This is a genomic window from Chryseobacterium sp. Leaf201 (assembly GCF_001421435.1).
Lineage (GTDB): Bacteria > Bacteroidota > Bacteroidia > Flavobacteriales > Weeksellaceae > Chryseobacterium.
On the sequence record NZ_LMKA01000097.1, the window covers coordinates 25,760 to 37,094 of the forward strand.

The following is an 11,335-nucleotide window of genomic DNA, read 5'->3' on the forward strand; positions in this document are numbered from 1 at the left end:
ATCAATCTGAGTAAAATAATTTTCTGCTGATTTTTTAGATTCAGCAGGCTTAGATGCGGGTAAAGATTTAGGTGATCACCATAATTTCCCTGAATAGGTTTAAGAAGAAGATTGAAAGTCTCAGCATAAAAAATTAATACTAAAAATTATAAAATGAAAATCAACCAGATTTATGTTAACCTTCCGGTAAAAGATATTCAGAAAACGAAAGAATTCTGGACGAATCTCGGATTTTCCGTCAATGATCAGATTTCAGATGAGAGAGCAGTCTGCATCATCTTAAATGACAATTCCTTTGTTATGTTCATAACCGAAGAATACTTCCAGACCTTTTCTGAAAGGCCGGTTCCGAATGGCGATACCACCCAGGTTTTAATTGCCATCGGATTAAACAGCCGCGAGGAAGTGGATCAGGTTGTAAATGCGGCTGTCGCAAACGGCGCAACCCAGCACGAAGAACCGCAGGATTACGGATGGATGTACCAAAATTCTTTCTGGGACATCAATGGGCATGGCTGGAATGTAACTTTTGCAGATGTTTCTCAGATGCCGTCACAGCCTTAACTTTTACCTATTAATCATGGACACACCAACATCACACAAATTAGACATCGTTATTCCTGCATTCCGGGGACACAGCCAGACTTTTCTTATGGTTCTTGACGGAATTTCCGAAGAAGATGCGCTGAAAAGAATTGATGGCAGAACCAACCACATCATCTGGATGGCCGGGAATTTTCTGGATATGCGTTATGCATTGGGAACAGCCCTCGGGCTTCAGGAAGAATTTGAATATAAGGATTTTTTCTTTCAGGGAAAAACACTGGATGAAAGCCTGGATTACCCGTCATTGCAGCAGCTGAAAGACAGCTTCCATAAAATTTCACCTTTGGTTTATCAGAAATTACTGGACATCACCGATGAAGAGCTGGATACACCGTTTCCCATGGGAATGGATATCGACTTTTTCCCGGAAACCATTCTGAATTTTACCGGAATGTGCATCGGCCGTGAAGATTACCTGTGCGGGCAGATCGGACTGATGCGGAAAATCCTCGGCTACGGGGGAATGAAATATGATTTTGACAAAGATTTAAAATATTAACATTTCAGGTTTTATCTGATGTCGTTTTCTTAAATACAATACATTCTTAAAACAACCAATCATGGCAAAATTAAATCCGTACTTAAATTTCGATGGAAAGGCAGAAGAGGCTTTTCATTTCTACAGATCCGTTTTCGGCGGCGAATTCCTTGGTGACGTGTACAAAATGAGCAGTGCTCCCGGTACAGAAAACCTTTCCGATGAAGAAAAAAACAGGGTGATGCATATTGCGCTTCCGGTGGGAACTGACCTGTTGATGGGATCTGATATCATTCCCGGCTTCGGACAGAGGCTCACTGTGGGAAACAGCAGCTATGTTTCTATTTTCCCTGAATCGCGTGATGAGGCCGACCGTATTTTTAAAGAGCTTTCTGAAGGCGGAGAAATTGAAATGCCGATAGAAGACCAGTTCTGGGGAGATTATTTCGGAAGTTTTCAGGACAGATATGGTATCTGTTGGATGATCAATTATAATGAAGAATATATAAAATAGCTTATCTTTAAACTGAGTTATATACTGAGGGCGACCGGCTGATGCGGTTGCCCTTTTACACCGCCAAAATACAATAATATGGAACCCATTACCATTGATATCACCATTTTATCACCCGTACAGAAAGTCTGGGATTACTTTAACGGACCGGAACACATCACCCAATGGAATTTTGCCCATGAAACCTGGCATTGCCCGACCGCTGAAAATGATCTGAGAGCCGGCGGGACATTCAAGACAAGAATGGAAGCCAGAGACGGCAGCTTCGGGTTTGATTTTGAAGGAACCTATGATGAGGTGATTCCCTGTGAAAAGATCAGATACCACCTTGAAGACGGCCGGAAAGTGGAAATAATTTTTGATAAGATTGATGAAAATACAACAAAGGTTACCGAGATATTCGATCCCGAAAAACAGAATCCGGCAGAAATGCAGCGTGACGGATGGTATGCGATCCTGAATAATTTTCACAAATACGCTGAAAACAATTAATCCGGTCAGAAGTTTTGAGCCATGATCAATTTAGTCATAATGGCAAAATGCCTGACCTCCATGTGTCCCCCATGCCACCCGGAAAAAGATGATTTTCTGAAAGGGATTATTGCAAATCCGGCAAGGAAGGCTCTGGAAAATGAGAAGATAGATTCCCTGGAAAAACTTTCGGAATATTCTGAAGATGAAATCGCACAGCTGTACGGCTTCGGGAAAAACACCATGAACAGGCTGAAACTCCATATGAAGGAACATCAGGTTTCTTTTAAAAAACCGGCTGCTTTAAAATCAAAATGTCTATCCTGAGTTTATAATGTAAATAAATCAACCCCAAACAAACCTAATTTAAATAATACTTATGAACAACAACATATTCCCATGCCTGTGGTGTGATGAAGAAGCTGCAGATGCCGCAACATTTTACTGCAGTATATTTAACGGAAAGATTACGGCAGATACACCGGTCGTAATGAATATTGAACTTTTCGGACAGAAATTAATGCTGCTGAACGGCGGCCCGCAGTTTAAGAAAAATGCTTCGGTTTCATTTATGGTCATCTGTGAAGCGGAAGATGAGGTTCAGAAGTATTGGGACCTGCTGATGGAAGGCGGAAATGTAATGATGCCTCTGGATGCTTACCCCTGGAGCAAAAAATACGGCTGGGTCAAAGATAAATATGATGTTTCCTGGCAGATCTTTTTAGGCGAAAAACAGACCGGACAGAAACTGGTTCCGACGCTTATGTTTATTCATGAAAACAACGGAAAAGCCATGGAAGCTATGGAACTGTACACCAAAACGTTTCCTGATTCCAGGATCGGAAACATCTTAAAATACGGTGACGGTAACCCGGCCGGCGAACCTGCGGAACATATTCAGCAGGCCCATTTTGAAATTGACGGGTACAGCTTTTTCTGTATGGATAATTCTCATGATCACGCATTTGATTTTAACGAAGGTATTTCAATGGTCGTGATGACGGATGACCAGCAGCAGACTGACCTTTATTGGAATGCCCTGACTTCCGGCGGCGGAAGGGAAAGCATGTGCGGATGGCTGAAAGACCCGTACGGATTCAGCTGGCAGATTGTCCCGAAGAGACTGATCCAGCTGATGAATGATTCTGATCAGGAAAAGGCCTATAAAGTGGTTCAGGCGATGATGAGGATGCAGAAAATAAATATTGAAGAACTGGAAAAGGCGTATTCTTCATAAATTTTTGAGAAAGCAGATGGAGGCGGGAAGTTAGAAGATTAAATTAAAGAATAAGAGAAATGGGAGAAATGCAGGGAAACTTCTGTTATGTCGCTTTAATAATTCATAAATACGCAGAAAATAATTAAATTAAGGCTAAAATCATTTTTGTTACGGATTTGGAATAGGATTTGAGAATAATGTAAGGTATGCTGATTTACTTTTTAAATAATGAGCTGCTCCTTACATGAAAACGAAAATTAAACAAAAACCTGCAAAATGGAAAAAAACAATACTGATTATTTTAGGCGTCCTGATTTTATTAGCGCTTGTTTCTCCATTCTTACTTAACATCTACCTTAAACACAAACTTCCGGAACTCATCAATGAAAAAACTTCTTACCGGATTGTTCTGAAAGATTTCGATCTTGACCTTTACAAAGGGAATATCTCTGCACATTCTGTCGCTATACAGACCAAACCGACTACAGATTCTACCGTAACCAGAATCAGAGGAAGTGTGAAAAGCCTGCAGGTAGAAGACTTTGGGATCTGGAATGCCATTTTCAATAAATCATACCATGTAAAAAACATAAAACTGATTGATCCTGATATCCGGGTTTCTTTAGGCAAACCGAAAAAAAAGAAAGACACGGTAAAAAAGAAAACAGATTTCGGAATTGATAACATTCTCGTTACCAATGGAAATATTTCAGTAAAAAATGCAGAACGGAAAGATGTATTTAACGGAAAAAATGTCAATGTAAGCCTTACGGAAATCCGAAAGAGCAAGGATGATTCAAAACTGCCCGTTTCTTTTAAAAATTTTAAAATCGATGCGCATGACGTGGTGGTTACGGTAAACGATTTTTACCAGATTTTAGCTACAAAGATTGACGCAAAGAATAAACAGCTAGACATCAGTGGATTTCACCTTAAACCTATCGAAAGCCCCGGCCTTTACAATGCAAGAAATGTTTTTGACCTGAAAGTTAGTCGGCTTCTGGCAGAAAACTTTACAATAGACCAGGATTCCCTGATTATAGAAAATACCCGGTTTACAAAGCCGCAGCTGGTTGTTACCTCTACCAACAAGAAAACGGTAAAGGAAAACCCGAAGGAAGTCAATTTAAAAATAGGAATCAAAAACCTTGATATCCGGGAAGGTTCTGTTCTGGTTCAGCAGAAAAATAAAGTGAAAACCGCATCGGTTGATAATTTCCGTCTGAATTTAAATGAAATTGTCTTTGATAAAAATACGGTAAAACAAAAGGTGCCGTTTGCATTTTCCAGCCATAATATTGAGTTTGAGAATATTTATTTTATGACCGATCCGCTGCAGGCAGTAAGCATTAAAAAGATTTCTTCAGACAATGATGATATTTTTCTGGATGATGTCCGGTTCAGCGCATTGGGAAAAAGCAGGACAAAAGATGTCTTCAATATCAAGACACAGAAAATCGAAATCCTTAAAAACACGTCCCGGTTTGCCGGCCAACAGTTTCAGATGAAGCTTGCTACTATTAATGTGTACCGGCCGGATATTGAAATTATTGCAGCGGATCAAAAGAAGAAAAATACAGGTAAAAATAAATCTGCCGCTTCGGACTTTCTTGCCAATATCGGCGCTGTGAATATCATTAACGGAACGTTCTCACAGAAATCAAAAGGTGTTAATAAAATAAAGGTCGGGAATTTTAATGTTAAACTGAATTCGGTTACAACGGATAAAAGTATCCTGAAAGAATCCATTCCGTTCCATATGAAGAACCAGCTGATTACAGCAAATAAAATTGATGTGGATGCCGGTAAATACTACCGGCTGAAAGTAAACGGGATAAAAAATACGGGTAAAGTAACGCAGGTTACAGATTTCGGTTTCCTTCCGAAATATTCCAGAGCAAAGTTCAACCGGATGATTTCGGTGGAAGAAGACCTGTATACCATAAATGTAAAATCAATTAACATCACAGATAAAAATTCCGTAATCGGGAAAAATACAGCCATTAATCTTGACCGTATTGTTTTTGACGGGGTAAACTGTAATATTTTCCATGATCTGGCACCGCCTGATGACGTTGGCGTCCGTTATATGTTCAGCAAAAAACTGCGCGATGTGAAGTTCCCTTTATTTATCAGGCAGATTGATATTAAAAACTCTCGCCTTGCGTATGAGGAGGTTGCGGAAAAAGCCCAGATTCCCGGAAAAATTACGTTTGAAGATTTCAGTGCTTCCATCTATAATGTAAACAGCGCGAAAATGAAAGGCAGGCCTACGGTGATCAAAGTAGATTCTCATTTCAGGCTTTTCGGAGATGCCGACACCAAGGTAAGCTGGCAGTTTGATGTTGCCGATAAAAGCGATGCCTATGCCATTAACGGAATGATTAATGATCTGTCGGTGGAAAATGCGAATCTCTTCGTAAGGCCTTACCTGAATGTAAGCCTGGATGGGAAAATCCATTACCTGAAATTTGACTATAAAGGGAACAGCAAAAATATCGGAGGTAATTTCTACTTCAAATACAGCGATATGAACGTGAACTTCATGAATAAGAATACGGGTAAGGAGCGGAAGCTGCTGAGCGCTATAGCCAATATTTTTGTTAAAAATGATTCTAAAGGTGAGCCGAGCCATGTGGAAGTTGATAAAGAAAGAGATCCGAACAAAAGCTTTTTCAATACCTTATGGCAGGGAATCATGGAAGGATTGAAAAAATACCTGATTTAAGCCGGAATTTCATCCGCTATCAGCCGTTTCATATTCTGCAGACGGGCTGTTTCGGCGTGCTGTTTGATATACTGTAGAAAAAAAGATTTGCATATGAACACACAGAACAAGTCAGACTCAAAATCAGAAGTTCCTAATGAAGGGGTATTGCCTGAAATTATCCGTGAAAACTACCGCGGAAGTGAGAAATTAACCGGTAAAAAAGCTTTGATTACCGGTGGAGACAGCGGAATCGGACAGGCGGTTGCCGTTCATTTTGCCAGGGAAGGAGCCGATGTTGCCATCGTTTATAAAGAAAGCGATGACGATGCCGGAGAAACCAGAAAACTGGTAGAAAAAGAAGGCCGAAGCTGTATCCTGATCAAAGGAGACCTGGGTAAAAAAGATTTCCGGACCGAATGTTCCGCACAGATTGAAAAGGAATGGGGAAAGCTGGATATTCTAGTGAATAATGCCGGGATCCATACTTCAAAAGATGCGTTGGAAGAAATTTCAGACGAGCAGATCCTGGAAACCTTCAATACCAATATTATTTCGATGATTTCGCTTACAAGGGATCTCCTGCCGATGATCAACGAAGGCGGAAGGATTATCTGTACCACCTCTGTGACAGCCTATCGCGGAAGTGATCACCTTATTGATTATGCTGCAACAAAAGGGGCTATACTATCATTTATGCGTTCCCTTTCCACCAACCTTGCAGAGAAAAAGATTCTGGTGAACGGAGTGGCTCCCGGTCCGATCTGGACTCCTCTGGTAAAGGAAACGTTTGATGACCTTTCCACTTTCGGAAAAGATACCGCCCTGAAACGTGCAGGACAGCCGTCTGAAGTGGCGCCGGCCTATGTTTTTCTGGCATCGGAAGATTCCAGCTTTATTACGGGTGAAGTCATCCATATTAACGGAGGTGACTTCGTGGGCGGATAAATTAACTTTAAAACTTAACATCATAAAGTCTGCTTATCTTAGGCAGGCTTTATACTAACTTTACTTTACAGGACAATGGAAAAATTACATTTTGAAATAGAGATCAATGCAGAGCCTGCGAAAGTCTGGAGCGTGCTGTGGGATGATATTTCTTACAGGCAATGGACAACTGCTTTTACAGAAGGATCCTTTTATCAGGGAACCTGGGAAGAAGGAAGCACAATGAAATTCTTTGATTCCCATAACAACGGAATGTACAGCAGGATAGAAAAAAATATCCCGCATAAATTATTGAAGATGCAGCATCTGGGAGAGATTTTTGAAGGGATTGAAACACCGCGTGAATGGGGTGATGCTACCGAAGCTTACATTCTGGAAGAAAACGAAGAGGGAACCGGACTGATGGTGGAAATTGAGACCAGTGAGGAATTTAAAAGTTTCTACGAAGAAAAATTCCCCAATGCACTGATGATCATTAAAAACCTTTCGGAAAACCAGCTGTAATCTCAGGATAAAGCAGTGACTGAACAAATCAAAAATAGACAATATGGAAACCTTATCTTACGAAAAAGTAATCAACGCCACTAAGCAGAAAATCTGGGATGTGATTTGGAACCCCGAAACCTATGCCCAGTGGACCCAGTTTTTCGGGCACGGATCAGTAATTAAATCAGACTGGCAGGTCGGTGGCAAAACCTATTTTCTGAATGCTGAAGGAGAAGGGCTGATTTCAACCATTGATACCCTTGATAAACCGGATCAGATCATTTTCAAGCATCTGGGAACCGTGGATAAAGAAGGCAATGAAGATACCCGGAGCAGGGAAGTGATGGAGTGGAGCGGCTTTTTTGAAAAATACATCCTGATTGATTTTGAAGGCCGTACGAAACTGCACGTGGAAGTACAGATTGATAAAGACCGGCGCGAGGATATGGATGCCGGATTTACCAAAGGCCTGGATATGATTAAAAGCCTCGCAGAAGGAATTTAAGTTAAATTAAAAGGAGCTGAATAGTTTATCCTTCGCAGATTCAGCGGAAAGTGGAGATTTTTATTTAATTTTAAAAAGTATAACAGAAAAGCTTTCGAAATCTGTTTATCCTGCGAAATACAATACGATGAAACTGTTAACAATTCTTTTTGCCACATTCATTCTGGCTTTACTGGGGACTAAACTATTTCAGGGCGACTGGAATTTTTTATTTTCCGGAAACCTGGGAATGGCTGTATTTATCATATTTACCGGATTGGCTCATTTTAAATTCCAGAAAGGAATGGCAATGATGATTCCTGATTTTATCCCGGGAAAACTGTTCTGGGTTTATTTCACCGGCATTATTGAAATTGCAGCCGGGATCGGACTCATGATTCCTTCCATCCGTGAACTCACCGCTGTTTTACTGCTGATCTTCTACGTTCTGGTTTTTATAGCCAACTTCCAGTCTTCAAAAAAGAAAATCAATATTTTCAAAGGAGATTATACCGGCCCCGGAATGGGCTATCTCTATAAGGAAAGAATCCCGATGCAGGTGATCCTGATCGCATGGACCTGGTACTTCGGCATATATCTGAATTAACGTGTTGAAATCGCTACATCATACCAACGGAAAGTTTTTGCTTTCCGTTTTTTAATTCAGTAATTATTAAAAGGATTTAATTCCAATTGACCAAAAGCTGTATCTTAAATTCCCCTCACTCGGAGGGGTGGCAGAAATTCAAAGAATTTTGACGGGGTGGTCTGCTAAGTCAATCACAAAATTAAAAATTTGACGGTGTTTATTAATTTGCATAATAAATTTAAAAACGATTCACCCCAATGTCAAAATAAATATTTCTGCTTCAAACCCTGATAACCAAAAGAAATTCCTTACTTCCCGAAAAATATTTTAAATTTATTAAAGTAAAACAAAAATACCAACCGTCATAGCCATATGGAGGTTGTCGAAAAAATAACAATGCCACAAAAAGAGAAGGAAAATATCATCTCACAGACCGTTTCAAAGTACGGAGGAAAGCTGATGTCGTATATCCGCCCGAAGGTGAGGAATACGGAAGATGCAGAAGATATTTTACAGGAGGTGTGGTACCAGTTCAGCAGTATTACCAATCTGTCCGAGATCGTGAATGTCGGCGGCTGGCTGTACCGGGTAACGGCGAATAAGATTACGGACAAATACCGGAAAAAGAAAACTGAGAATCTTGAGGATTTTGTGTACGAAGACGAAGACGGCAGTTTTTCCATTAAGGATATCCTGCTGATGGATGAAAGCGCGGGACCGGAAATAAAAATGTTCCAGGACGAAATCTGGAAAAAACTCTTTGAGGCCCTGGACGAGCTTCCCGAAAAGCAGCGGCTGGCGTATGTGGAAAATGAACTGAATGATAAGACCCTTCAGGAAATAGCCGACGAACAGGGTGAAAATATCAAAACCATTATCAGCAGGAAAAACTATGCGGTGAAACACTTGAGAAACAGGCTGAGACAATTGTACGAGGATTTAAATAATTAGAAAAAATATCATGAACAATAAATATAAAAAAAGCTGGGCACTTTTAATTTTATGTCCGCCCTTAATTTTCCTTGCCGTTGCACTGATTGTGATGTGGCTCTGGAACTGCATTCTCCCTGAAATTATCGGTGTAAAAACCATTAATTACTGGCAGGCCATGGGAATCCTGGTCTTGAGCAAGATTCTCTTCGGAGGATTTCACGGGAAATTTGACCGCGGGATGCGCGATATGAAGGAAAAACACATGAGGCATAAAATGGAAGGCATGTCTGATGAAGAAAAAGAAAAATTCAAGGAAGTCTGGAGGAGCAGATGTGAAAACGGCTTTTTCAGCAAAAACAAAAGAACCAACGAATAATTGAAATTTTAGAAGTAGTAAAGTAAAACAACAATGTATTCGTCTTTATAAAAAAAGAAGTAGTAAAATTTAAAATTTAAAAAAATGAAAAATTCAGTATTAAAGGGTGCTCTGGGAGCACTGGCCGTTGCAGGCGTAGCATTGATTGCTAAGAAAGCAATACAGAGAAAAAGATTTGTAAAAGGTATTTTTGAAGAGTACGGAATCAGGGAAAAATCCCCTTTCGGCCTGGCAGACAAAATCAGGGAAATGGATGAGGAGCAATACAATGAGCTGAAAGGAAAGTTCAGGAACGAGTTCGCTTCAAAATGCTGCACAAGAGAAAGCAGAAAGCAACGTACTGCCGAAGCATAATATAAAAGTAAGAATTGAAATTGTTAGTTCGGGTCGGGAAGCAAAGCTTCCCGACCCGAACTTTTTTATTCCGACCCGAACCAGCAGTAAATACTGTATTCACCCTTGTTTGTCATGATAAAATCAGCTGTATTGCTGCATGAAAAAAATAAAATCCTTATTTTTGTAAGGTTCAATGAAAGATTACTATTATTTTCTCGGGATTTCTCATGATGCTTCAGAAGAAGACATCAAAAAAGCCTATCGGAAACTTTCCCTGAAATACCATCCTGATAAAAATGAAAATGATGATTTTTTTGCAGACCGGTTCCGGGAAATTCAGGAAGCCTACGAAACGCTGAGTGATAAAGGCAGGAGGTATTCTTATGACCAGAACCTGGAAAGCCACCAGAAAAGTTTCAGGTATACCGTTCCGCCTTCCATAAAAACGTTTACCGCGAATAAAGTACATGCCAAAAAAGGGGAGGAGATTATTATTACCTGGCAGACCCAGAATGCAGATGTGGTGAAAGTGTTGCCGTTCGGGCTGGAAAAACAATATGGTGAGCGGATTTTTAAAATTACGGAATTCAAGGACGGGAAATTTCAGGTCCTGCTCCATGCAACCAACTCATTGCTGCATAAGACGGCAGTTCAGGGCATTACGATTACCGAAGTTTTTGATAACGATGCCGATAAATTTAAAGACGGCGTGGAAGAATTATTCAGGACACAGCCAAGAACCATGGTGAACCGGAGAGGCATGCCTAAAATAATTATGCTGATCTGGGGAATCCTGATCCTTGCAATCGCAATATACTTCCTGATAACAAACTTCAGTTAATTAGGAAATTTTCTTATTTCCCGGGCACTTCTTGCATCTTTTTCCTTTTTTGAACTTCTTACAGCAGGATTTCTTTTCGCCGCAGTAGATTTCTTCATTACTCATGGTAAATGCAGGGGCCAAAGGCGGAACTTTGAAAGGGACAATCATATTCATGTTGCAAATATATTAATTTAGAATAAATACAGATAATAAATTAACATAAATTATTTCCCCTGATTATTAAAGGTTTAAGAAGACTTTATCTGACGTGAATAAAAACTGATGAAAAACAGAAAATAATAACAATTACTGCCGTCTTTTATAAATTTATTAAAAAGCCTGTTCATAATTATTCTATTATAATA

General features: G+C 40.0%; 16 protein-coding genes. 15 read left to right on the forward strand and 1 reads right to left on the reverse strand.

The features are described 5' to 3' along the window. Positions 1-153 precede the first annotated feature (153 nt). The 15 genes from ASE55_RS14885 (at position 154) to ASE55_RS14955 (ending at position 10,988) form a co-directional block, all read left to right on the forward strand. On the forward strand, positions 154-564 hold the full coding sequence (locus ASE55_RS14885) for a VOC family protein (RefSeq protein WP_056221278.1): 411 nt from the start codon (positions 154-156) through the stop codon (positions 562-564). Between the two features lie 16 nt (positions 565-580). Continuing rightward, positions 581-1,105: a hypothetical protein gene (locus ASE55_RS14890; RefSeq protein ID WP_056221281.1), complete on the forward strand. Its 525-nt coding sequence runs from the start codon at positions 581-583 to the stop codon at positions 1,103-1,105. A gap of 61 nt (positions 1,106-1,166) precedes the next feature. Then, on the forward strand, positions 1,167-1,598 hold the full coding sequence (locus tag ASE55_RS14895; RefSeq protein ID WP_056221283.1) for a VOC family protein: 432 nt from the start codon (positions 1,167-1,169) through the stop codon (positions 1,596-1,598). 78 nt (positions 1,599-1,676) lie between these two features. Next, the gene (locus ASE55_RS14900) at positions 1,677-2,090 is read left to right on the forward strand and encodes an SRPBCC family protein (RefSeq protein ID WP_056221285.1); all 414 of its coding nucleotides are present in this window, start codon (positions 1,677-1,679) and stop codon (positions 2,088-2,090) included. Positions 2,091-2,111: 21 nt separating this feature from the next. After that, the gene (locus ASE55_RS14905; RefSeq protein WP_056221288.1) at positions 2,112-2,396 is read left to right on the forward strand and encodes a hypothetical protein; all 285 of its coding nucleotides are present in this window, start codon (positions 2,112-2,114) and stop codon (positions 2,394-2,396) included. 52 nt (positions 2,397-2,448) lie between these two features. Beyond that, complete coding sequence (locus ASE55_RS14910; protein ID WP_056221290.1) at positions 2,449-3,306, forward strand: VOC family protein; 858 nt, start codon at positions 2,449-2,451, stop codon at positions 3,304-3,306. Between the two features lie 226 nt (positions 3,307-3,532). Then, positions 3,533-6,016: a hypothetical protein gene (locus tag ASE55_RS14915; RefSeq protein ID WP_056221293.1), complete on the forward strand. Its 2,484-nt coding sequence runs from the start codon at positions 3,533-3,535 to the stop codon at positions 6,014-6,016. Between the two features lie 93 nt (positions 6,017-6,109). Then, positions 6,110-6,943, forward strand: a complete 834-nt coding sequence (locus tag ASE55_RS14920) for an SDR family oxidoreductase (protein ID WP_056221296.1) — start codon at positions 6,110-6,112, stop codon at positions 6,941-6,943. 75 nt (positions 6,944-7,018) lie between these two features. After that, the gene (locus tag ASE55_RS14925; protein ID WP_056221299.1) at positions 7,019-7,447 is read left to right on the forward strand and encodes a hypothetical protein; all 429 of its coding nucleotides are present in this window, start codon (positions 7,019-7,021) and stop codon (positions 7,445-7,447) included. A gap of 43 nt (positions 7,448-7,490) precedes the next feature. After that, a complete protein-coding gene (locus ASE55_RS14930; RefSeq protein ID WP_056221302.1) occupies positions 7,491-7,934 on the forward strand; it encodes an SRPBCC family protein in 444 nt (147 codons plus the stop codon). A gap of 127 nt (positions 7,935-8,061) precedes the next feature. After that, positions 8,062-8,520 (forward strand): hypothetical protein, encoded by a 459-nt coding sequence (locus tag ASE55_RS14935; RefSeq protein WP_056221305.1) that lies wholly within the window; start codon positions 8,062-8,064, stop codon positions 8,518-8,520. A gap of 378 nt (positions 8,521-8,898) precedes the next feature. Then, a complete protein-coding gene (locus tag ASE55_RS14940) occupies positions 8,899-9,453 on the forward strand; it encodes an RNA polymerase sigma factor (RefSeq protein ID WP_238585063.1) in 555 nt (184 codons plus the stop codon). 10 nt (positions 9,454-9,463) lie between these two features. Next, positions 9,464-9,811 carry a hypothetical protein gene (locus ASE55_RS14945; RefSeq protein ID WP_056221311.1) on the forward strand — a complete coding sequence of 116 codons (348 nt, stop codon included), beginning with the start codon at positions 9,464-9,466 and terminating at the stop codon, positions 9,809-9,811. A gap of 84 nt (positions 9,812-9,895) precedes the next feature. Next, a complete protein-coding gene (locus ASE55_RS14950; protein ID WP_056221314.1) occupies positions 9,896-10,165 on the forward strand; it encodes a hypothetical protein in 270 nt (89 codons plus the stop codon). A 175-nt stretch (positions 10,166-10,340) separates the two neighbouring features. Beyond that, positions 10,341-10,988, forward strand: a complete 648-nt coding sequence (locus ASE55_RS14955) for a J domain-containing protein (RefSeq protein WP_056221316.1) — start codon at positions 10,341-10,343, stop codon at positions 10,986-10,988. Here the strand turns inward: ASE55_RS14955 and ASE55_RS20505 are convergent, their stop codons facing one another. After that, entirely contained in the window at positions 10,989-11,144 is a 156-nt protein-coding gene (locus ASE55_RS20505) for a hypothetical protein (RefSeq protein WP_185116298.1), read from the reverse strand. Between the last annotated feature and the right edge of the window lie 191 nt (positions 11,145-11,335).